Raw genomic sequence first — 19,721 nt, 5'->3', positions numbered from 1 at the left:
ATTTATCAAACTCATCAATGCCTAAAACTTTGTTATACTCAGTACGAGCTATAACATAATCATAGATAGCTTGAGTATATGCTAGCTCAGCTTGTGTGAGGGCAACCTCTGAATCATTCAATTCCAAAATTGTTCCTCGACCTACTTCATACATAGTACGAGCAATTTCCCGGCCTTTCATTGCCTGGCGTACACTTTCTACATTACTGTCTATCTGCTCAACACTAGCTTGCATATTATCAATATAACTTTGTGCTTGCATATTTAATTGGCGCTGTAAATTAATACGTGCCTGATTCAACTTGGCTAGCTCAATTTTAGACTGCTTTACTTTGGAAATAGTGCTAGCTTTGAATAATGGAATAGAAAGAGTTACACCCAACGATGATGAAGGATACCATCTATAGTGAGCAATTCTAAAATCATTATTCATTGATAAATAGGTATAATTAAAAGAAGCCGTTAAAGTCGGCATATAATTTGTCTTTTGAAGTTTTAAGCTATGCTGCAAAAGTTTTTCATTATGATCAAGCTGCTTTAAATCTGTATTAGCAGATAGATCAATACTTAAAGGGCGATAATAAGAACCAAAAGTATCTACAGCCACTAGCTGTTCATACTCATTCAGCGAACCCTCAACCTCTAAGTCTATAGGACTAGAAATACCCATTAATACTTTTAACTGAAGTTTTGATAATCGAATAGCATTTTCTGCAGAAACTACTGAAGGTTTCAAATTCCTCATTTGAACTTCAGCTCGAATTTTATCATACTCACTTACTGTTCCTTGATTAAATTTAGCATCAACAATCTCAAAATTAGCTTTGGCTTGATTATAACTTTTTAAAAGAACACGATAACTATCTTGAGCCAACAAGATTTGCATATATGCTTTAGTTACCTCACTTATCAAATCAATTTTGGAAGCTCTAGCTTTTTCAACAGCCAAATCAATATCCTCTTTACTCATATTTATACTCCTATAAAGTGCAGGAGCAAAAATGGGTAAGTGAACGTTTAAACCTCCATTATATGTGTTATCCATCCCCACCTTTATAGTAGTAGTTTCTTCACCAAACTTCATAGCCATAGTTTGCTTTTTGATAGCTCTAGAATAGCTCCCATCCAAGGTAACCTCGGGAATCAACCCTCCAATAATCTCTTTTTTTGCTTGTTTCTTCAATTCAACTTCATGTCCTGCAATTACCATAGTAGGATTCTCTGCTAAGGATATATCAATAGCTTGCTCAAGATTTATCTTCAGTAGATTATTATCAATATCTTGGGCGAAAAGCCCTGAAGGATAAAAAAGCAAACAACAAAGTAGAATTAAAAAATTCCGTAATTTTCTTTCCATCGTCGTCTTTGGATTATTAAAATTATATTATTTTATTACACTCCTATTCTTTTGCTCTATTCGATACTCCTCAATGAACTTTTCTAATTTATCAATACCTTTAGGCGTTGATATACCTCTTAAATATGTAAACATGATTGATTCATAAACTTCAAGGAAAGGAAATTTCAAATATAAATTGGAATGCAATAGAAAATTAAATTGTTCTCTAACAAGAATATTTACTATTTCGAAATTAACATCAGGGCGAAACAAACCTTGTTTTACACCAGACGTAAAAAAGTTAATAGTATCTGTTGAATCTTTTCTCTGACCTTTAAGAAACAAATCATATACTCTAGGATATTTTTGAATATCCTCAAAAAATCTTTTATCAGTAATGTGGTATTGTTGAATAGTATATTTATAACATCTTAAAATAACCTCCAACACATTGTCAGTTTGAGATAAAACTTCAGCTACGAAATCACGCATCTTCTCTTGCCCCTTTAAAATACATTCGCGTAATAAAGCTTCCTTGTCTTTAAAAAGCTGATATAAGGTACGTTTAGAAATTCCAGCAGAAGCTGCTATTTCATCCATAGTTACTGTCTTAATACCATAGTTTGCGAATGCATTAGAAGCTATTAGTATTAATTGATCTTTTAAAACCTCTTTAGGATCACTTTCTGTTAATTTAATTGTATCAGTCATAACTCTCATTATAAAATATCATCTAAGCAAAGATAGATATATAAACTCATTAAACTATTATAGTTTTCTATGAAGTCCTGTTTTTAAATAATTTTAAAGAATAAGGCAACCCCAAGAACCATTAAGGACAAAATATGTTACAAGCAAAATACAACTAAAGCTATGCTATTGACAGCCGAACAATTAGAGTTTCAAGTAACATTAGAAATCATTATTCACTAATAATAATTCAGACTTAAGCATAAAGAGATAAAGCTAAAATTAATATGCTAATCAATGAAAGAACTCACAACTCAAGCAATTAAAATAAAACTTTCAAAGTAACTTATTTTTCAAGAAAGTATAAACTCATTGAAAAAAATTCAAACTGAACAAAGAACTAATTTAATATTTAGTAAATATATCCGGGAAAAATAAAAGAAAGTGCACCATTTTAAGTTAAGTAATTATGACTGAACAAACATTGACATTATATGTAGTCTGTGGTAGTTTGAGAAATACCCGAAAAGTATAGCAAAAAGAAACTTAAGATTTTCAATGGGGAGACTATTTAGTTGAAAGTGTAATACATTCCAAAAACAACCTTTAAGAAATAAATTGGAAGATTTATTATTGCAGAAAACTAACAAGTAAATGTCAACAAGATTTATTCTTCACAAATCTAAGCATGATAAAAAAACAGTAACACCTACACGCATATCAACAAAGGATAGATTATTTGTATTATAATAAAAAAAGAGAGTGCCCCACAGGACACTCTCTTTAAATATATGATTAAATGTTGGTGCTAGATTATTCTGCTGATTCCTCAGTAGAAGTTTCTGCAGCTGTGTTTTCAACAGCTTGTTCTTTTGAACTACCTCTTCTTGAACGACGAGTACGTTTTTTAGTACCGACTTCTTTTGCAAGGTTTTCGTTGTAATCAACTAGTTCAATAAAACACATTTCAGCATTATCACCTAAACGGTTACCTAGCTTGATAATGCGAGTATAGCCACCTGGACGATCAGCCACTTTTACTGAAATCTCTTGAAATAGCTCACTAATAGCATACTTATCTTGCAAAGATCTAAATACTACACGACGTGAGTTAGTAGTATCATTTTTAGATTTTGTAATCAAAGGCTCAATAAACTGCTTCAAAGCTTTCGCTTTAGCAACAGTCGTAGTGATTCTTTTGTGCATAATCAAAGAACATGCCATATTACCCAACATAGCACTTCTATGAGAAGCAGTACGACTTAAGTGGTTAAATTTTTTATTATGTCTCATTATTATTCTTTATCTAATTTATATTTAGAAATATCGGTTCCAAATGAAAGATTCAGACTTGCAAGCAAATCATCAAGCTCTGCAAGCGATTTCTTTCCAAAATTACGGAATTTAAGAAGATCTGTCTTTTGATACTGCACTAGGTCTCCTAAAGTATGCACTTCAGCAGCCTTCAAGCAGTTAAGAGCACGAACAGATAGATCAATATCAGTCAATTTGGTTTTAAGTAATTGACGCATATGAAGGACCTCTTCATCAAACTCTTCATTACCTTCACCTTCAGTTGCTTCCAATGTGATTTTCTCATCAGAAAACAACATAAAGTGGTAAATCAAAATCTTAGCAGCCTCTTTTAAAGCATCCTTTGGATGTACGGAACCATCAGTACTGATTTCAAGTATTAATTTTTCGTAGTCTGTTTTTTGTTCTACACGATAATTCTCTACATAATACTTCACATTACGAATGGGAGTAAAAATAGAGTCAATAGGCAACACATTAACATCAGTACAGTACTCACGATTTTCTTCGGCAGGAACATAACCGCGACCTTTGTTAACTGTTAGCTCAATTTGCATCGTTGCTTTTGGATCTAAATGACAAATAACTAACTCAGGATTTAACACTTCAAATCCAGTCAAATATTTTCCAATATCACCAGCTTTAAACTCTTTAGAATTTTCAATAGTGATGCTTACCTTTTCGCTTTCGAATTCTTCAACTACTTGTTTGAATCTAACCTGTTTTAGATTCAAAATCATGTTGGTTACGTCTTCTCGCACACCTGAAACACTAGAAAATTCGTGCTCTACACCATCAATTTTGACAGTAGTAATAGCAAAACCTTCTAATGAAGAAAGGAGAATACGACGTAGAGCATTACCAACGGTGATACCGAAGCCAGGTTCCAACGGACGAAATTCGAATTTACCGAATTTATTATCCGCTTCCAACATTAATACTTTATCAGGTTTTTGAAATGCTAATATCGCCATGAAATTAATTATTATTTAGAGTACAATTCTACGATCAACTGTTCTTTAATGTTTTCTGGAATGTCAGTTCTTTCAGGAATGTGAAGGAACTTACCAGTTTTAGAAGTGTCATCCCATTCTAACCATGGGTACTTACTATGATTAAATCCAGCAAGTGAATTTGAAACAACTTCTAGAGATTTAGATCTCTCACGAACACCGATCAATTGACCAGGTTTAACTGCAAATGATGGAATATCAACTACTTTACCATCAACAGTAATATGTCTATGATTCACTAACTGACGAGCAGCTGCACGTGTAGGTGCAATTCCTAAACGGAACACTACGTTATCAAGTCTTGATTCTAGTAATTGTAGTAAGATCTCACCAGTAATACCTTTAGCTTTCTCAGCTTTAGTAAATAAGTTACGGAATTGTTTTTCAAGTACACCGTATGTATATTTTGCTTTTTGTTTTTCTTTAAGCTGAATTCCGTATTCTGAAGTTTTTCTTCTTCTTGAATTGCCGTGCTGACCTGGAGGGTAGTTCTTTTTAGATAAAACTTTATCTGCTCCGAAGATAGCTTCTCCAAATTTACGAGCAATTTTTGATTTTGGTCCAGTATATCTAGCCATTTTATTTATAAATATTTAATTGTTTATACATGAACTTAAAATTGTTGCAGCCGCGATTACAGAGAAGAAGATGTAATCCAAAACAAAATCAAGTCTCATTGTAAGAATCAAGTGATTAAACTCTACGTCTTTTTGGAGGACGACAACCATTGTGTGGCAATGGAGTTACATCAACTATCTCAGTAACTTCAATACCTGCGCCATGCACAGTTCTGATAGCAGACTCACGACCGTTACCTGGTCCTTTAACGTAAGCTTTTACTTTTCTTAATCCTAGATCAAATGCAACTTTTGCACAATCTTGAGCAGCCATTTGAGCTGCATAAGGAGTATTTTTTTTGGATCCTCTGAATCCCATTTTACCAGCAGATGACCAAGAAATAATCTGTCCATCACCATTTGCTAGAGAAACGATTATATTGTTGAATGAAGAGTGAACATGTAATTGTCCAACTGCATCTATCTTAACGTTTCTCTTTTTAGCTGCGACTGTTTTTTTTGCCATATCAACAATTATTATTTAGTAGCTATTTTCTTATTTGCAACTGTTTTCTTTCTACCTTTACGAGTACGAGCATTGTTTTTTGTACTTTGTCCTCTCACAGGTAAGCCAATACGATGACGTACACCTCTATAACAACCTATATCCATTAAACGTTTAATGTTAAGTTGTACTTCAGAGCGTAAATCACCCTCCACTTTAAATTCAGCACCTATAATCTCACGAATTTTAGCTGCTTGGTCATCGGTCCATTCGTTAACCTTAAGGTTACGATCAATCCCCGCTTTTTCTAAAATTTTATTTGCGTTACTACGACCAATTCCATAAATGTAGGTCAACGCAATTTCCCCCCTTTTATTCTGAGGTAAATCTACACCAACTATTCTAATAGCCATATATTAATTTATTTCTTCTGCAAAAATAATTAAATTATCCTTGACGTTGTTTATACTTAGGATTTTTCTTGTTAATAATATACAAACGACCTTTACGTCTTACGATTTTACAGTCTGGCGTACGTTTTTTTAATGATGCTCTAACTTTCATATCTAAAATTATTTATATCTGAATACGATTCGACCTTTTGATAAGTCGTATGGAGACATTTCAACTTTAACTCTATCACCAGGAAGAATTTTAATATAATGCATTCTCATCTTTCCAGAAATATGAGCTGTAATCTCATGTCCATTTTCTAATTCTACACGAAACATTGCATTAGACAATGCTTCAACTATTACTCCGTCTTGTTCTATTGCGGGTTGTTTAGCCATAATTATTTAATATCCTTTCTTTCTTAAAACTTCTTCAACAAATTCAAACGATGATAAAATATCTGCAGAGTGCATACCAATAGCAATAGTATGCTCAAAATGAGCTGCACATTTTCTGTCTAATGTTCTCACCGTCCAACCATCATTTTCAATTCCTATTTCTCTATTGCCTTGAGTTATCATTGGTTCAATAGCAATGCACATTCCCTTTTTCAACTGCTTTCCACGACCTCTTATACCGTAGTTTGGAACTTGAGGATCTTCATGCATTTCTTTTCCAATGCCGTGACCTACAAACTCTCTTACTACTTCAAAGCCATAAGATTCAGCATAAGACTGAATTGCATACCCTATATCTCCTAAACGATGCCCATGAACAGCTTGTTCAATTCCCTTATACAAAGACTCCTTGGTTATCTGAAGTAACTGTTTAACTTCAGGAGCTACATCACCTACACAAAATGTAAATGCTGAATCACCACAAAAACCATTCATATAAGTACCACAGTCTACAGAAACAATATCACCATCTTTCAATGGAATATCATTAGGTATACCATGAACAACTACTTCATTTACAGAAGTACAAAGAGACCCAGGAAAAGGCTGTCCTAAATGATTAGGGAAACCTTTAAATGTAGGTACTGCCCCATTATCTCGTATAAACTCTTCAGCTATTTTATCAAGCTGAAGAGTAGTTACTCCTGGTTCAATAATTTTTGCTACTTCCGCTAAAGTTTGACCAACCAAAAGGTTGCTTTGTCGTAATAGCTCAATCTCTTCTTCTGTTTTAAGAAATATCATATTCTAATAACTTACTAATAAGCAGACACACCAGAACGACCACGTACTCTACCAGAATCTAGCAGACCGTCATAATGACGCATTAGTAAGTGGCTTTCTATTTGTTGTAATGTATCCAACACCACACCAACAAGAATAAGCAAAGATGTACCACCAAAGAACTGAGCAAACCCTGGTTGAACTCCGAAAATAGAACCAGCAAAAGCTGGAAGTATCGCAATTAACGCAAGGAAGAAAGCTCCAGGTAATGTAATGCGAGACATGATAACGTCAATAAATTCCGCCGTATTCTTTCCAGGTTTAATTCCTGGGATAAAGCCATTATTGCGCTTCATATCATCTGCCATCTGTGTTGGGTTAATGGTAACTGCAGTATAAAAATAGGTAAATACTATAATTAATAATGCGAATACAAAGTTATACCAAAAACTCGTATAATTAAATAAAGATTTCATAAATCCACCAAATTCATGTGAATTAGTGAATAATGAAGAAATTGAAATGGGAACAAACATAATTGCTTGAGCAAAAATGATAGGCATAACACCTGCAGCATTAACCTTTAATGGTATATACTGACGAGCACCACCTACTTGCTTATTACCAACTACTCGTTTTGCATATTGAACTGGAACTTTACGTACGCCTTGTACTAATAAAATTGCACCAGCAATAACAACAAGTAAAACGACTAATTCAATAAGGAACATCACAAGACCACCAGCACTAATATTGCTAAATCTTGAAGTAACTTCTTGAATAAACGCTTCAGGTAAACGTGCTATAATTCCCACTAAAATGATCATAGAGATACCATTACCAATTCCTTTATCAGTAATACGCTCTCCAAGCCATAAAATAAACATACTACCTGCAGCCAAAATAATGGTTGAGGTAATCATAAACACTGTCCAATCTAATGAAGCATTAAGGGCCATTCCGGCCTGTGCTCTAAGATTTAGGAGGTAAGCAGGGGCTTGAACCAACAATATACCGATAGTTAAATAGCGTGTATATTGATTCATTTTTGTTCTACCACTCTCACCATCTCGTTGCAGCTTTTGAAAGTAAGGAACCGCTATCCCAAGTAATTGTATCACGATGGAAGCCGAAATATACGGCATTATTCCTAATGCGAAAATTGAAGCATTAGAGAACGCACCACCAGAGAACATGTTAAGCAAAGCTAACAAACCCTCACTAGTTTGGTTCTGCAATTGAGCCAAATCAGCAGGGTTAATACCGGGCAATACTACAAAAGAGCCGAAACGATAAATTGCAACAAATAATATGGTAATGAGGATCCGGTTTCTCAGATCCTCAATACTCCATATATTTTTTAATGTTTCAATAGCTTTTTTCATTAAATCAGAGTTTTATCGCTTTACCACCAACAGCTTCGATAGCTGCAATGGCAGTCTTAGAAAATGCACTAGCTTCAACATCTACTTTTGATGTTAGCTCGCCATCACCTAAAACTTTTACTGGCTCGCCAGCGGTAGCTAGTCCAGCTTTGATAAATTCATTAAGACCAATTTTATCAAGTTTTGTTGCTTCAACTAATTGTTGAACAACATTTAAATTGATTGGTTTGAATTCAACTCTATTACCATTTTTGAAACCAAATTTAGGTAAACGACGTTGTAGAGGCATTTGACCACCTTCAAAACCAACTTTTTTCTTGTAACCTGATCTTGATTTTGCACCTTTATGTCCACGTGTAGATGTACGTCCAAGACCAGAACCGATACCACGACCGATTCTTCTACTTGAATGAGTAGATCCACATGCAGGTTTTAAGTTACTTAAGTTCATATCTTAATCTGTTTTTTCAATTATTATCACTCAACAATGGTAACTAAGTGTTTCACCTTCTCTACCATACCAAGTATTGATGGAGTACTTTCGTGCTCAACAACTCGGTTTAGTTTACGAAGTCCCAATGCATCAAGAGTTTTTTTCTGATCTTTAGGAGCTCCGATTCTACTTTTAATTTGTTTAATCTTAATAGATGCCATTTATATATCTCCTATCCTTTAAAAACTCGTTCAACACTAATTCCTCTATTTTGAGCAACCATTCTTGCATCACGTAACTCTTCAAGAGCTAACACTGTAGCTTTTACTAAGTTGTGAGGGTTAGAAGAACCTTTTGATTTTGCTAAAACGTCAGTAATACCAACACTTTCAAGAACAGCACGCATAGCACCACCGGCTACAACACCTGTACCATGAGAAGCTGGTTTGATAAATACTTCAGCACCAGCAAAACGAGCTGATTGTTCGTGAGGTACAGTACCGTTTAAAACAGGAACTTTAATAAGGTTTTTCTTAGCTGATTCAACAGCTTTAGAAATAGCAGATGTTACTTCACCAGCTTTACCTAGTCCCCAACCAACAAGACCATCCTCATTACCTACGACCACAATTGCTGAGAAACTAAAAGTTCTACCACCTTTAGTTACTTTAGCAACACGGTTAATAGCAACAAGTCTATCTTTTAGTTCTACATCGTTAGCATTTTTAACTCTATTTCTTGCCATAATGATTAAAATTTAAGACCTCCTTTACGAGCAGCATCAGCCAACTCTTTAATTCTACCATGATATAAATAACCACTACGGTCAAAAACTACAGTTGAAATACCAGCTTCAATTGCTTTTGTAGCAATAGTTTCACCAACTTTAGTTGCTTGATCTTTGTTAGCAGCTAAGTTAAGACCTAATGAAGAAGCTGAAACCAATGTTTTACCAGATAGGTCATCAATAATCTGCACGTAAATTTGCTTATTACTTCTGAAAACGCTCATTCTTGGACAAGAAGAAGTTCCAGAAATCTTATTTCTAACCCTATATCTTATTTTTCTTCGTCTTTCTATTTTTGTTGTCATAACTATATAAATTTACCGATTTTATTTAGCTGCAGCAGCTTTACCAGATTTTCTACGAATTTCTTCGCCAACAAATTTAACACCTTTACCTTTATAAGGTTCTGGTTTACGGAAAGAACGTATTTTAGCACAAACTTGGCCAAGTAAATGCTTGTCACAAGATTCGAGCAAAATAAGAGGATTCTTATTTCTTTCAGATTTAGCTTCAACTTTAATCTGAGAAGGTAATTTCAATAGAATGCTATGAGTAAATCCTAGGTTTAACTCTAGAATATTACCTGGTTGAGTTGCCGCACGGAAACCAACACCAACAAGTTCCATTTGTTTTGAATAACCTTCTGATACACCAATAACCATATTGTTTATTAGTGCACGGTAAAGACCGTGATATGCACGTTCTTGTTTATCATCACTATTACGACTCAACACTACTTCATCATTTTCAATAGTAACAGCTATTGAAGAATGAAGAGTTTGAGTTAACTCTCCCTTTGGACCTTTTACAGTAACAACATTATTATCAATGCCTACAGTAACTCCAGCGGGTATACTAATGGGTAATTTTCCTATTCTTGACATATCATTCCTCCTATTAATATACGTAACATAAAACTTCACCGCCAACTTTTAGTTCGGAAGCTTCTTTATCAGTTATTACACCCTTGGAAGTAGATATTATAGCAATACCCAAACCGTTAATAACACGTGGCATATCTTTATATCCAGTATACTGACGTAAACCTGGAGTAGATACTCTAGTTAATTTTTTAATTGCATTTACTTTGTTTACTTTATCGTATTTCAATGCAATTTTGATGGTACCTTGAGGACCATCTTCAACAAACTTATAATTAAGGATGTAACCTTTTTCAAAAAGAATCTTAGTGATATCTTTTTTTAAGTTTGAAGCAGGAATTTCAACTACTCTGTGATTTGCAATAATTGCATTTCTTAATCTCGTTAAGTAGTCTGCTATTGGATCAGTCATATTATAAAAATTAAATTAATCAGGACAATCCTGACAATATTTAAAAAATTACCAACTTGCCTTTTTTACACCAGGGATTAAACCGTTAGATGCCATTTCACGAAATTGAATTCTTGAAATACCAAACTGACGCATATAACCTCTAGGACGACCAGTCATTGTGCAACGGTTATGAAGTCTTACTGGAGAAGCATTTCTTGGAAGCTTCTGTAACTCATCATAATCACCTGCTGCTTTTAGCTCTGCTCTCTTTTCGGCATATTTGGCTACTAATTTAGCACGCTTTACTTCGCGTGCTTTCATTGATTCTTTTGCCATATATATAAATCTTTATTTAGCTTGTTTAAAAGGTAAACCAAACTCTTTCAACAATGCATAACCTTCTTCATCTGTTTCTGCAGAAGTTACAAAGGTAATATTCATTCCGAGAATTTTAGTAATGCTATCGATATTTATTTCAGGGAAAATAATTTGTTCCTGAATACCTAAGGTATAATTACCACGGCCATCGAATTTACTATTAATACCCTTAAAGTCACGGATACGAGGCAAAGCTACACGAACTAGTTTTTCAAGAAATTCGTACATACGTTCACGACGTAAAGTGACCATAACACCAATAGGCATTTGTTTACGCAACTTAAAGTTAGAAATATCCTTACGGGAAATAGTAGCAACAGCTTTCTGTCCTGTAATTGCAGATATTTCATTAATAGCTACATCAATAATTTTTTTATCAGCTACTGCTTGACCAAGACCTTGGTTAATAACGATCTTAGTTAGCTTTGGAACTTGCATAGCTGAAGTATACTGGAATTGTGACTGTAATGCAGGCACAATACGCTCTACATATTCTTTCTTAAGGCTTGCAGTATTACTCATTATTTAATCTCCTCCCCTGATTTTTTTGAATAACGTACTATTGGTCCATTAGAACCTTCTCTCTTACGTCCAATTCTAGTTGGTTTGCCAGATTTTGGATCAACTACGTTCAAGTTAGAAATATGAATAGATGCTTCTTGTTTAACAATTCCTCCTTGAGGATTAGCTGCACTAGGTTTAGTACTTTTAGATACTAAATTAACACCTTCTACAATAGCTCTACTTTCATTGACAAGGACTTGCAAAACTTTACCTGTTTTGCCTTTGTCCTTACCTGTGTTGACGTAAACTGTATCGCCCTTTTTTATATGTAATTTACTCATTACTTAAGTCATTTACAAAATTAAAGTACCTCTGGTGCTAAAGATACAACTTTCATATTCTTTGAACGAAGTTCTCTTGCAACAGGCCCGAAGATACGACTACCTCTAATCTCACCTGCGCTATTTAATAAAACGCAAGCATTGTCATCAAAACGTATATAGGAACCATCAGCACGACGGATTTCCTTCTTAGTACGTACGATCAAAGCCTTTGATACTGCACCTTTTTTAATATCACTTGAAGGGATTACGCTCTTAACAGATACGACAATTACATCCCCTACAGAAGCATAGCGACGACGTGTTCCGCCTAACACGCGAATACACATCACTTCTCTTGCTCCACTATTATCACATACTACAAGTCTGGATTCTGATTGTATCATAATTACTTAGCTCTTTCGACTATTTCTACTAATCTCCATCTTTTTGTTTTACTCAATGGACGAGTTTCCATAATGCTAACTGTATCACCTACATTGCATTCGTTTTTCTCATCATGAGCATAGTACTTTTTCGTTTTACTAACGAATTTACCGTACATAGGGTGTTTTTCTTTGAACTTAGCTGCTACCGTAATAGTTTTATCCATACGATCACTTAAAACTACCCCTATTCTTGTTTTTCTTAAATTTCTTGCTTCCATTAAGCTCATCATTTATTGTTAAGTTCTCTCTGGCGTAAGTCAGATATCATACGCGCAATAGCCCTGCGTAATGATTTAATTTCTGCAGGGTTTTCTAAAGGAGAAATAGCATGATTTAAAACAACTTGTTGTAAATTAGCTTTTTCTGCCTCGATTCTTTCTGCTAAATCAGCAGTCGACATTTCTCTAATTTCTGCAATTTTCATACGTTAGGCTTTTTCATTAATATCAAAGTCGCGTCTTACAATAAACTTCGTAGTTACAGGAAGTTTTTGTGCAGCTAAGCGTAAAGCTTCTTTAGCTACTTCATATGGAACCCCTTCTACTTCAATAAGAATTCTACCTGGTGAAACAGGAGCAACGAAGCCTTCTGGAGAACCTTTACCCTTACCCATACGTACTTCTGCTGGTTTCTTAGTGATTGGTTTGTCAGGGAAGATACGAATCCATATTTGTCCTTGACGCTGCATATATCTAGTAACAGCAATACGAGCTGCTTCAATTTGTCTTCCAGTAATCCACTTTTCTTGTAAAGCTTTAATACCAAAAGAACCGAAAGCAAGCTGATGACCTCTTTGGGCATTGCCCTTCATACGTCCTTTTTGCTGTCTTCTGAATTTAGTCTTTTTTGGTTGTAACATAGTTTCCTAAAATTCAAATTCAATTAGCGATTATTTTTCTTTCTACGGAAGTTTTTGCCACCACGACGTCCACTTTCCTTTGTTTGTGTAAAGTTAGGAGCTAAATCTCTCTTCTCAAAAACTTCGCCTCTACAGATCCATACTTTAACACCTAGTAGACCTACCTTAGTTAAAGCTTCAGCATGACAATAGTCAATATCAGCTCTAAATGTATGTAATGGAGTTCTACCCTCTTTAAACATTTCTGAACGAGCCATTTCAGCTCCGTTTAAACGTCCAGAAATTTGAATTTTGATACCTTCAGCACCCATGCGCATAGTGTTAGCAATAGCCATTTTCACTGCACGGCGGTAAGCAATCTTACCTTCAAGCTGACGAGCGATATTATTCGCAACAATTACAGCATCAAGTTCTGGTCTTCTTACTTCAAAAATATTGATTTGAATATCTTTGCTTGTAAGAGATTTCAATTCTTCTTTTAACTTATCAACTTCTGAACCACCTTTACCAATGATAATTCCTGGTCTAGCAGTACAGATAGTGATAGTAACTAATTTTAGTGTACGCTCGATAACGACTCTAGAAACACTAGCTCTTGAAAGTCTAGCAGTAAGGTACTTACGGATTTTGCTATCTTCGTATAAATTATCGCGATAATCATTTCCACCATACCAGTTAGAATCCCATCCTCTGATAATTCCTAAGCGGTTACTTATTGGATTAACTTTTTGTCCCATCTATACCTTAATTTTGATCTTCGTTAGTATTTTTAGAATCAACGAATAGCGTAACATGATTAGAACGTTTACGAATTCTGTAAGCTCTACCTTGTGGAGCTGGTCTCATACGTTTTAGCATAGCACCACCATCAACAAAGATTTTAGTTACATATAGTTCACCAGTTTCTGCTTTTCGCTCATTTTTTTGTTCCCAGTTAGCGATAGCTGAACGTAAAAGTTTCTCAACTCTTTGAGCAGCTTCTTTAGAAGAAAACTTCAACACACCAAGTGCTTTGTTTACTTCCATCCCACGAATCATATCAGCTACATAGCGCATTTTTCGTGGAGATGTAGGAACATTATTCATCTTCGCAAAATACATGGTCTTACGGGCTTCTTTTCTTCTATCAGCCGATATTTTTTTTCTTGCTCCCATTATATTTAATACTTTTTTTATTCAATAAAGAACCTATTTTCTGTTACCTGAGTGACCTTTGAAAGTACGAGTTTGAGCGAATTCGCCTAACTTGTGACCTACCATGTTCTCAGTAACATAAACAGGAATAAATTTATTTCCATTGTGAACTGCAATTGTGTGTCCCACAAAATCTGGGGAAATCATTGAAGCTCTAGCCCATGTTTTAACGACATTTGACTTGCCGTTTTCATTCATTTCAAGAATTTTCTTCTCAAGTTTGATGTCGATATATGGACCTTTTTTTAATGAACGACTCATAAATTATTCAATTAATCAGTTTATTACTTTCTTCTCTCAATAATGTACTTAGATGAATGTTTCTTAGGAGCTCTTGTCTTAAGACCCTTAGCATATAAGCCATTACGTGATCTTGGGTGACCTCCTGAAGCTTTACCTTCACCACCACCCATTGGGTGATCAACTGGGTTCATTACCACACCTCTTGTGCGTGGACGACGTCCTAACCATCTTGTACGACCAGCCTTACCTGATCTTTCCAATGCGTGATCTGAGTTACCAACACTACCAATAGTCGCTTTACAAGCACTTAGTATTTGGCGAACTTCTCCTGAAGGTAATTTGATTACACAATATCTTCCTTCTCTTGAAGTAAGCTGAGCATAGTTACCTGCTGATCTTACTAAGGCTGCTCCTTGACCTGGACGTAATTCAATGTTGTGAATCACAGTACCCACTGGAATATTTGCTAGAGGAAGAGCATTTCCAATTTCTGGAGATGCAGTTTCACCTGACAATAAAGTCGCACCAACTTGCAATCCATTGGGAGCAATTATATATCTTTTTTCACCATCAGCGTAATACAATAACGCGATACGAGCCGAACGATTTGGATCATACTCAATTGACTTTACTACTGCTGGAACACCGTCTTTATTTCTCTTGAAATCGATAAAACGTAGTTTTCTACGATGGCCACCACCAAGGTAACGCATTGTCATGCGGCCTTTAGCATTTCTACCACCTGTAGCTCTTTTACCTGTTACAAGAGATTTCTCTGGTACACGTGCAGTAATTTCTTCAAAAGTACCAATAATTTTATGTCTTTGCCCCGGTGTAATGGGCTTCATTTTACGTACTGCCATTTCTATTAAATATTGCTATAAAAATCTATAGTATCTCCTTCTTTCAATGTTACAATCGCTTTTTTGAAAGCTTTTGTTTTACCACTGATGATACCAGCTTTAGTATAACGTACTTTTGATTTTCCGTTATACTTCATTGTGTTAACATCTGCTACAGTAACATTGTAAAGGGCTTCAACTTCTCTCTTAATCTCTAGCTTGTTAGCTTCAGGACGCACAATAAAACCGAAGCGATTATTTGCTTCAGTTAATGCTGTCATTTTTTCTGTAACTAACGGTTTTATAATAAATCCCATTATTTTCAGCCTCCTTTATTAAATTAAGATATTGTCAATAGCTGCTAAAGCACTTTCTGTAAGCACAAGAACTCCTGCACCTAATACACCATATGTATTTAGATGAGAAACAGTGTCTACTGTAGTACCTTCAATGTTACGAGCTGACAAATATACGTTTTTATTTGATTCTGATAAAATCATAAGTAGCTTTTTATCAGAAACTTTAAGATTTTTAGCGATTGAAATAAACTCTTTAGTCTTTGGAGCTTCAAAAGCAAAATCTTCAACTACTACAATTGCATTAGCCTGAGCCTTATATGTTAGCGCAGATTTTCTTGCAAGAGATTTAGTTTTCTTATTCAATTTGAATGAATAATCTCTTGGAGTTGGACCAAAAGCACGACCACCACCAACTAAAAGAGGAGATTTAATATCACCACGACGAGCTCCACCGCCACCTTTTTGGCGACCTAGTTTCTTTCCAGAACCAGTAATCTCGTTTCTTTCTTTGGTTTTGTGAGTACCTTGACGTTTGTTAGCCATGTGCTGCTTAACATCTAGATAGATAGCATGGTCGTTTGGCTCAATTCCGAAGATAGATTCGTTTAACGTAATCTTTCTTCCAGTATCTTCACCTTTAATGTTATATACGTTAACTTCCATTATTTCTCAATTAAAACGATTGAACCTTTGCAACCTGGAACTGAACCTTTAATTAGTAATAGATTATGTTCCGCGATTACTTTTAATACTTGTAAGTTTTGTACAGTTACTCTATCGCCACCTAATTGACCACCCATGCGCATACCTTTAAATACTTTTGCAGGGTAAGAACAAGCACCGATAGCACCTGGCTTACGTTGTCTGTTATGTTGACCGTGAGTTTGCTCACCAACACCACCGAAGTTGTGTCTTTTAACAACACCTTGAAAACCTTTACCTTTAGAGGTTCCTACAACGTCAACATAAGTTGTGTCATTGAATAGCTCTACAGAAACTGTATCACCTAAATTCAATTCGTTTTCAAATTCTTTGAACTCGGCCAAGTGTCTCTTTGGTGTTACTCCAGCTTTTTTAAAGTGACCCATCAATGGTTTTGATGTGTGCTTTTCTTTGTTTTCTAAGAAACCAAGTTGAACTGCTTCATAGCCTTCTTTTTCAACCGATTTCACCTGAGTAACTACACAAGGACCTGCTTCGATAACAGTGCATGGTACATTCTTACCATCGGCACTGAAAACGGATGTCATTCCGATTTTTCTTCCTAATAATCCTGGCATTTCAGTTAATTTTTTAATTTATCAAACTTTAATTTCTACTTCTACTCCACTAGGTAATTCAAGCTTCATCAGTGCATCTACTGTTTTAGCTGTTGAGCTGTAGATATCAATTAAGCGTTTGAATGAGCTTAGTTGGAATTGTTCTCTCGATTTTTTATTTACGAAAGTAGAACGATTTACTGTAAAGATACGTTTGTGAGTTGGTAATGGAATTGGTCCACTAACAATAGCACCAGTAGCTTTAACTGTTTTTACAATCTTCTCAGCTGATTTGTCAACCAAGTTGTGATCGTAAGATTTTAGTTTAATTCTGATTCTCTGACTCATAAAATTAATTTAATAATAAAATAATATTTATAATAATAGAACTATGCAGATTAAGAGTCATTCGCTAACCTGCATAGCCTATTTTGTATGTTATACTAAGTCTACGCGACCGTTTTGTTCTTCAAGAACTTGTTTAGCAATTGAAGAAGAAACAGGAGCATGGTGTGAGTAAACCATTGATGATGTAGCACGACCAGATGAAATAGTACGTAAAGCTGTAACGTATCCGAACATTTCTGCTAACGGAACTATAGCTTTAACAATACGAGCACCTGAACGGCTTGATTCCATACCTTCGATTTGACCACGACGTTTGTTTAAGTCACCAATAACATCACCCATACTTTCTTCTGGGGTAACTACTTCTAGTTTCATCATTGGTTCCATAAGAACTGGACCTGCTTTTTCACAAGCTTTCTTATAAGCTTGGATAGCACAAATCTCAAATGATAATTGGTCAGAGTCAACTGGGTGATATGAACCATCAATAAGAGTAACTTTCAATGAGTCTAATGGGTAACCAGCAAGAACACCATTCTTCATAGCTGTTTCAAAACCTTTTTGAACTGAAGGGATAAATTCTTTAGGAATATTACCACCTTTAATTTCATCAACGAATTGTAAACCACCTTTTGTAAAGTCTTCATCAACTGGACCAACTTTTACAATCATATCAGCAAACTTACCACGACCACCAGTTTGTTTCTTGTAAGTTTCACGTAATTGGATTTCCTTAGTTACTGCTTCTTTGTAGTTAACTTGAGGACGACCTTGATTACATTCTACTTTAAACTCTACACGTAAACGTTCGATAAGCACTTCAAGGTGAAGTTCACCCATACCTGAAATTACAGTTTGACCAGTTTCTTGGTCAGTTTTCACTGTAAAGGTTGGATCTTCTTCTGCTAATTTAGCAAGACCAGTACCCAATTTATCCATATCTTTTTGAGTCTTAGGCTCAACAGCAATACCGATAACTGGTTCTGGGAAGTCCATAGATTCAAGTACAATTGGGAAATCTTCATCACAAAGAGTGTCTCCTGTATGAATATCTTTAAAACCTACACCTGCACCAATATCACCTGCACCAATAGCTTCTACTGGATTTTGTTTATTGGAGTGCATTTGGAATAAACGAGATACACGTTCTTTTTTATTTGAACGAGTATTGTAGATATAAGAACCTGATGCTACTTTACCTGAATAAACACGGAAGAATGTCAAGCGACCTACATAAGGGTCAGTTGCAATCTTAAATGCTAAAGCACAAGTTTTATCATCTTCGCTAGGTTTTCTATCTTCTTCTTCACCTGTTTCAGGATTTACTCCTACCACATTTTCTGTGTCTAGTGGAGAAGGAAGGAAAGCACAAGCATAGTCTAATAACGTTTGAACACCTTTATTCTTGAAAGAAGAACCACAAAGCATAGGAACAACTTCCATTTTAATGGTTGCTGCACGCAAAGCTCTCATAACTTCTTCTTCAGTAATTGTAGATGGATCATCGAAGTATTTACCCATTAAAACTTCGTCAAATTCAGCTACTTTTTCAAGCATTTTATCTCTCCATTCTTGAGCTTCATCTTCTAGATCAGCTGGAATTTCTGTAACATCGAAATCAGCTCCTAGAGATTCATCATGCCAGTAAATAGCTTTCATTTTCACTAAGTCAACAAGACCAACGAAAGTTTCTTCAGCACCAATTGGCACAACGATAGGACATGGATTTGCTCCAAGTACATCTTTCATCTGACGAACTACTTCAAAGAAGTTAGCGCCAGAACGGTCCATTTTATTAACGTAACCGATACGAGGTACTTTATATTTATCAGCTTGTCTCCAAACTGTTTCAGATTGAGGCTCAACACCACCTACAGCACAGTAAGTAGCAATTGCACCATCAAGAACTCTTAATGATCTTTCTACTTCTACTGTAAAGTCAACGTGTCCTGGAGTGTCAATTAAGTTGATCTTATACATATCACCTAAGTATTTCCAGAATGTTGTAGTTGCTGCAGAAGTAATAGTGATACCACGCTCTTGCTCTTGCTCCATCCAGTCCATGGTAGCACTACCATCGTGAGTTTCACCAATTTTATGAGTTAATCCTGTGTAATACAGAATACGCTCAGAAGTTGTTGTTTTTCCGGCATC

33 protein-coding genes are annotated in these 19,721 nt (G+C 35.3%); all 33 read right to left on the bottom strand.

Annotated elements, in window-relative coordinates; all coding sequences use genetic code 11:
- Window positions 1-1,357: TolC family protein (locus K8V80_RS06890; RefSeq protein ID WP_276776424.1), on the bottom strand; the 1,357-nt coding region annotated here is incomplete at its 3' end.
- 27 nt (window positions 1,358-1,384) lie between these two features.
- Window positions 1,385-2,050, bottom strand: coding sequence for a TetR/AcrR family transcriptional regulator (locus K8V80_RS06885; RefSeq protein ID WP_006743587.1), 666 nt, complete (start codon window positions 2,048-2,050; stop codon window positions 1,385-1,387).
- Between the two features lie 792 nt (window positions 2,051-2,842).
- Window positions 2,843-3,322 (bottom strand): 50S ribosomal protein L17, encoded by a 480-nt coding sequence (gene rplQ, locus K8V80_RS06880; protein WP_006743588.1) that lies wholly within the window; start codon window positions 3,320-3,322, stop codon window positions 2,843-2,845.
- A 2-nt stretch (window positions 3,323-3,324) separates the two neighbouring features.
- Window positions 3,325-4,317, bottom strand: a complete 993-nt coding sequence (locus K8V80_RS06875; protein ID WP_006743589.1) for a DNA-directed RNA polymerase subunit alpha — start codon at window positions 4,315-4,317, stop codon at window positions 3,325-3,327.
- An 11-nt stretch (window positions 4,318-4,328) separates the two neighbouring features.
- Window positions 4,329-4,934, bottom strand: a complete 606-nt coding sequence (gene rpsD / locus K8V80_RS06870) for a 30S ribosomal protein S4 (RefSeq protein WP_006743590.1) — start codon at window positions 4,932-4,934, stop codon at window positions 4,329-4,331.
- Between the two features lie 115 nt (window positions 4,935-5,049).
- Window positions 5,050-5,439 carry a 30S ribosomal protein S11 gene (gene rpsK, locus K8V80_RS06865; protein ID WP_006743591.1) on the bottom strand — a complete coding sequence of 130 codons (390 nt, stop codon included), beginning with the start codon at window positions 5,437-5,439 and terminating at the stop codon, window positions 5,050-5,052.
- Window positions 5,440-5,450: 11 nt separating this feature from the next.
- The gene (rpsM, locus tag K8V80_RS06860; protein WP_006743592.1) at window positions 5,451-5,831 is read right to left on the bottom strand and encodes a 30S ribosomal protein S13; all 381 of its coding nucleotides are present in this window, start codon (window positions 5,829-5,831) and stop codon (window positions 5,451-5,453) included.
- 34 nt (window positions 5,832-5,865) lie between these two features.
- Window positions 5,866-5,982, bottom strand: a complete 117-nt coding sequence (gene ykgO / locus K8V80_RS06855) for a type B 50S ribosomal protein L36 (RefSeq protein ID WP_006743593.1) — start codon at window positions 5,980-5,982, stop codon at window positions 5,866-5,868.
- Window positions 5,983-5,990: 8 nt separating this feature from the next.
- Window positions 5,991-6,209 (bottom strand): translation initiation factor IF-1, encoded by a 219-nt coding sequence (gene infA, locus K8V80_RS06850; RefSeq protein WP_006743594.1) that lies wholly within the window; start codon window positions 6,207-6,209, stop codon window positions 5,991-5,993.
- Between the two features lie 6 nt (window positions 6,210-6,215).
- Entirely contained in the window at window positions 6,216-7,013 is a 798-nt protein-coding gene (gene map / locus K8V80_RS06845; protein WP_276776414.1) for a type I methionyl aminopeptidase, read from the bottom strand.
- A 14-nt stretch (window positions 7,014-7,027) separates the two neighbouring features.
- On the bottom strand, window positions 7,028-8,377 hold the full coding sequence (gene secY, locus K8V80_RS06840) for a preprotein translocase subunit SecY (RefSeq protein WP_006743596.1): 1,350 nt from the start codon (window positions 8,375-8,377) through the stop codon (window positions 7,028-7,030).
- Window positions 8,378-8,381: 4 nt separating this feature from the next.
- The gene (rplO, locus tag K8V80_RS06835; RefSeq protein WP_006743597.1) at window positions 8,382-8,828 is read right to left on the bottom strand and encodes a 50S ribosomal protein L15; all 447 of its coding nucleotides are present in this window, start codon (window positions 8,826-8,828) and stop codon (window positions 8,382-8,384) included.
- 26 nt (window positions 8,829-8,854) lie between these two features.
- Window positions 8,855-9,031: a 50S ribosomal protein L30 gene (gene rpmD, locus K8V80_RS06830; protein WP_006743598.1), complete on the bottom strand. Its 177-nt coding sequence runs from the start codon at window positions 9,029-9,031 to the stop codon at window positions 8,855-8,857.
- A gap of 11 nt (window positions 9,032-9,042) precedes the next feature.
- Entirely contained in the window at window positions 9,043-9,558 is a 516-nt protein-coding gene (gene rpsE / locus K8V80_RS06825; RefSeq protein ID WP_172633430.1) for a 30S ribosomal protein S5, read from the bottom strand.
- Between the two features lie 2 nt (window positions 9,559-9,560).
- The gene (rplR, locus tag K8V80_RS06820) at window positions 9,561-9,902 is read right to left on the bottom strand and encodes a 50S ribosomal protein L18 (RefSeq protein WP_006743600.1); all 342 of its coding nucleotides are present in this window, start codon (window positions 9,900-9,902) and stop codon (window positions 9,561-9,563) included.
- Between the two features lie 21 nt (window positions 9,903-9,923).
- Window positions 9,924-10,481, bottom strand: a complete 558-nt coding sequence (rplF, locus tag K8V80_RS06815; RefSeq protein ID WP_006743601.1) for a 50S ribosomal protein L6 — start codon at window positions 10,479-10,481, stop codon at window positions 9,924-9,926.
- Between the two features lie 13 nt (window positions 10,482-10,494).
- Complete coding sequence (gene rpsH / locus K8V80_RS06810; protein ID WP_006743602.1) at window positions 10,495-10,890, bottom strand: 30S ribosomal protein S8; 396 nt, start codon at window positions 10,888-10,890, stop codon at window positions 10,495-10,497.
- Window positions 10,891-10,938: 48 nt separating this feature from the next.
- The gene (gene rpsN, locus K8V80_RS06805) at window positions 10,939-11,208 is read right to left on the bottom strand and encodes a 30S ribosomal protein S14 (protein ID WP_006743603.1); all 270 of its coding nucleotides are present in this window, start codon (window positions 11,206-11,208) and stop codon (window positions 10,939-10,941) included.
- 12 nt (window positions 11,209-11,220) lie between these two features.
- Entirely contained in the window at window positions 11,221-11,772 is a 552-nt protein-coding gene (gene rplE / locus K8V80_RS06800; protein WP_006743604.1) for a 50S ribosomal protein L5, read from the bottom strand.
- Window positions 11,772-12,095: a 50S ribosomal protein L24 gene (rplX, locus tag K8V80_RS06795; RefSeq protein ID WP_006743605.1), complete on the bottom strand. Its 324-nt coding sequence runs from the start codon at window positions 12,093-12,095 to the stop codon at window positions 11,772-11,774. Before rplX ends, rplE begins: the two co-directional genes overlap by 1 nt.
- A gap of 20 nt (window positions 12,096-12,115) precedes the next feature.
- Complete coding sequence (gene rplN / locus K8V80_RS06790; protein WP_006743606.1) at window positions 12,116-12,481, bottom strand: 50S ribosomal protein L14; 366 nt, start codon at window positions 12,479-12,481, stop codon at window positions 12,116-12,118.
- Between the two features lie 2 nt (window positions 12,482-12,483).
- A complete protein-coding gene (gene rpsQ, locus K8V80_RS06785; RefSeq protein WP_157450687.1) occupies window positions 12,484-12,753 on the bottom strand; it encodes a 30S ribosomal protein S17 in 270 nt (89 codons plus the stop codon).
- A complete protein-coding gene (rpmC, locus tag K8V80_RS06780) occupies window positions 12,750-12,947 on the bottom strand; it encodes a 50S ribosomal protein L29 (RefSeq protein ID WP_006743608.1) in 198 nt (65 codons plus the stop codon). Before rpmC ends, rpsQ begins: the two co-directional genes overlap by 4 nt.
- Window positions 12,948-12,950: 3 nt before the next feature.
- A complete protein-coding gene (gene rplP / locus K8V80_RS06775) occupies window positions 12,951-13,382 on the bottom strand; it encodes a 50S ribosomal protein L16 (protein WP_006743609.1) in 432 nt (143 codons plus the stop codon).
- 23 nt (window positions 13,383-13,405) lie between these two features.
- Window positions 13,406-14,119 carry a 30S ribosomal protein S3 gene (gene rpsC, locus K8V80_RS06770; protein WP_006743610.1) on the bottom strand — a complete coding sequence of 238 codons (714 nt, stop codon included), beginning with the start codon at window positions 14,117-14,119 and terminating at the stop codon, window positions 13,406-13,408.
- 7 nt (window positions 14,120-14,126) lie between these two features.
- Complete coding sequence (gene rplV / locus K8V80_RS06765; RefSeq protein WP_006743611.1) at window positions 14,127-14,537, bottom strand: 50S ribosomal protein L22; 411 nt, start codon at window positions 14,535-14,537, stop codon at window positions 14,127-14,129.
- A gap of 33 nt (window positions 14,538-14,570) precedes the next feature.
- The gene (gene rpsS / locus K8V80_RS06760; protein ID WP_006743612.1) at window positions 14,571-14,837 is read right to left on the bottom strand and encodes a 30S ribosomal protein S19; all 267 of its coding nucleotides are present in this window, start codon (window positions 14,835-14,837) and stop codon (window positions 14,571-14,573) included.
- Between the two features lie 23 nt (window positions 14,838-14,860).
- On the bottom strand, window positions 14,861-15,682 hold the full coding sequence (gene rplB, locus K8V80_RS06755) for a 50S ribosomal protein L2 (RefSeq protein WP_006743613.1): 822 nt from the start codon (window positions 15,680-15,682) through the stop codon (window positions 14,861-14,863).
- 5 nt (window positions 15,683-15,687) lie between these two features.
- The gene (gene rplW, locus K8V80_RS06750) at window positions 15,688-15,978 is read right to left on the bottom strand and encodes a 50S ribosomal protein L23 (RefSeq protein WP_276776399.1); all 291 of its coding nucleotides are present in this window, start codon (window positions 15,976-15,978) and stop codon (window positions 15,688-15,690) included.
- 18 nt (window positions 15,979-15,996) lie between these two features.
- Window positions 15,997-16,623, bottom strand: coding sequence for a 50S ribosomal protein L4 (gene rplD / locus K8V80_RS06745; RefSeq protein WP_006743615.1), 627 nt, complete (start codon window positions 16,621-16,623; stop codon window positions 15,997-15,999).
- A complete protein-coding gene (gene rplC, locus K8V80_RS06740; protein ID WP_006743616.1) occupies window positions 16,623-17,240 on the bottom strand; it encodes a 50S ribosomal protein L3 in 618 nt (205 codons plus the stop codon). The genes rplD and rplC overlap by 1 nt, the downstream gene beginning before the upstream one ends.
- 21 nt (window positions 17,241-17,261) lie before the next feature.
- Window positions 17,262-17,567, bottom strand: a complete 306-nt coding sequence (rpsJ, locus tag K8V80_RS06735) for a 30S ribosomal protein S10 (RefSeq protein ID WP_006743617.1) — start codon at window positions 17,565-17,567, stop codon at window positions 17,262-17,264.
- Window positions 17,568-17,657: 90 nt separating this feature from the next.
- A partial coding sequence (gene fusA / locus K8V80_RS06730; RefSeq protein WP_276776395.1) for an elongation factor G occupies window positions 17,658-19,721 on the bottom strand: 2,064 nt, incomplete at its 5' end.

It is taken from the genome of Bacteroides coprosuis (assembly GCF_020741705.1).
Classification (GTDB): domain Bacteria; phylum Bacteroidota; class Bacteroidia; order Bacteroidales; family Bacteroidaceae; genus Bacteroides_E; species Bacteroides_E coprosuis.
Note: the sequence above shows the minus strand (reverse complement) of the source record. Positions and strands in the feature narration are given on the sequence as shown.

What these genes read in the sequence shown, in the direction of transcription:
- rpsM (WP_006743592.1), bottom strand. Translation starts at nt 5,831, where the DNA reads ATGGCTATTAGAATAGTTGGTGTAGATTTACCTCAGAATAAAAGGGGG.
- rplP (WP_006743609.1), bottom strand. Translation starts at nt 13,382, where the DNA reads ATGTTACAACCAAAAAAGACTAAATTCAGAAGACAGCAAAAAGGACGT.
- rplX (WP_006743605.1), bottom strand. Translation starts at nt 12,095, where the DNA reads ATGAGTAAATTACATATAAAAAAGGGCGATACAGTTTACGTCAACACA.
- rplB (WP_006743613.1), bottom strand. Translation starts at nt 15,682, where the DNA reads ATGGCAGTACGTAAAATGAAGCCCATTACACCGGGGCAAAGACATAAA.
- rpmD (WP_006743598.1), bottom strand. Translation starts at nt 9,031, where the DNA reads ATGGCATCTATTAAGATTAAACAAATTAAAAGTAGAATCGGAGCTCCT.
- rpsC (WP_006743610.1), bottom strand. Translation starts at nt 14,119, where the DNA reads ATGGGACAAAAAGTTAATCCAATAAGTAACCGCTTAGGAATTATCAGA.
- rpsS (WP_006743612.1), bottom strand. Translation starts at nt 14,837, where the DNA reads ATGAGTCGTTCATTAAAAAAAGGTCCATATATCGACATCAAACTTGAG.
- rpsK (WP_006743591.1), bottom strand. Translation starts at nt 5,439, where the DNA reads ATGGCAAAAAAAACAGTCGCAGCTAAAAAGAGAAACGTTAAGATAGAT.
- rplO (WP_006743597.1), bottom strand. Translation starts at nt 8,828, where the DNA reads ATGAACTTAAGTAACTTAAAACCTGCATGTGGATCTACTCATTCAAGT.
- infA (WP_006743594.1), bottom strand. Translation starts at nt 6,209, where the DNA reads ATGGCTAAACAACCCGCAATAGAACAAGACGGAGTAATAGTTGAAGCA.
- rpmC (WP_006743608.1), bottom strand. Translation starts at nt 12,947, where the DNA reads ATGAAAATTGCAGAAATTAGAGAAATGTCGACTGCTGATTTAGCAGAA.
- rplR (WP_006743600.1), bottom strand. Translation starts at nt 9,902, where the DNA reads ATGACAACAAAAATAGAAAGACGAAGAAAAATAAGATATAGGGTTAGA.
- K8V80_RS06875 (WP_006743589.1), bottom strand. Translation starts at nt 4,317, where the DNA reads ATGGCGATATTAGCATTTCAAAAACCTGATAAAGTATTAATGTTGGAA.
- rplQ (WP_006743588.1), bottom strand. Translation starts at nt 3,322, where the DNA reads ATGAGACATAATAAAAAATTTAACCACTTAAGTCGTACTGCTTCTCAT.
- rplD (WP_006743615.1), bottom strand. Translation starts at nt 16,623, where the DNA reads ATGGAAGTTAACGTATATAACATTAAAGGTGAAGATACTGGAAGAAAG.
- rpsN (WP_006743603.1), bottom strand. Translation starts at nt 11,208, where the DNA reads ATGGCAAAAGAATCAATGAAAGCACGCGAAGTAAAGCGTGCTAAATTA.
- map (WP_276776414.1), bottom strand. Translation starts at nt 7,013, where the DNA reads ATGATATTTCTTAAAACAGAAGAAGAGATTGAGCTATTACGACAAAGC.
- rpsQ (WP_157450687.1), bottom strand. Translation starts at nt 12,753, where the DNA reads ATGATGAGCTTAATGGAAGCAAGAAATTTAAGAAAAACAAGAATAGGG.
- rpsH (WP_006743602.1), bottom strand. Translation starts at nt 10,890, where the DNA reads ATGACTGATCCAATAGCAGACTACTTAACGAGATTAAGAAATGCAATT.
- secY (WP_006743596.1), bottom strand. Translation starts at nt 8,377, where the DNA reads ATGAAAAAAGCTATTGAAACATTAAAAAATATATGGAGTATTGAGGAT.
- rplF (WP_006743601.1), bottom strand. Translation starts at nt 10,481, where the DNA reads ATGTCAAGAATAGGAAAATTACCCATTAGTATACCCGCTGGAGTTACT.
- rpsJ (WP_006743617.1), bottom strand. Translation starts at nt 17,567, where the DNA reads ATGAGTCAGAGAATCAGAATTAAACTAAAATCTTACGATCACAACTTG.
- K8V80_RS06885 (WP_006743587.1), bottom strand. Translation starts at nt 2,050, where the DNA reads ATGACTGATACAATTAAATTAACAGAAAGTGATCCTAAAGAGGTTTTA.
- rplW (WP_276776399.1), bottom strand. Translation starts at nt 15,978, where the DNA reads ATGGGATTTATTATAAAACCGTTAGTTACAGAAAAAATGACAGCATTA.
- ykgO (WP_006743593.1), bottom strand. Translation starts at nt 5,982, where the DNA reads ATGAAAGTTAGAGCATCATTAAAAAAACGTACGCCAGACTGTAAAATC.
- rplE (WP_006743604.1), bottom strand. Translation starts at nt 11,772, where the DNA reads ATGAGTAATACTGCAAGCCTTAAGAAAGAATATGTAGAGCGTATTGTG.
- rpsD (WP_006743590.1), bottom strand. Translation starts at nt 4,934, where the DNA reads ATGGCTAGATATACTGGACCAAAATCAAAAATTGCTCGTAAATTTGGA.
- rplC (WP_006743616.1), bottom strand. Translation starts at nt 17,240, where the DNA reads ATGCCAGGATTATTAGGAAGAAAAATCGGAATGACATCCGTTTTCAGT.
- rplN (WP_006743606.1), bottom strand. Translation starts at nt 12,481, where the DNA reads ATGATACAATCAGAATCCAGACTTGTAGTATGTGATAATAGTGGAGCA.
- rplV (WP_006743611.1), bottom strand. Translation starts at nt 14,537, where the DNA reads ATGGGAGCAAGAAAAAAAATATCGGCTGATAGAAGAAAAGAAGCCCGT.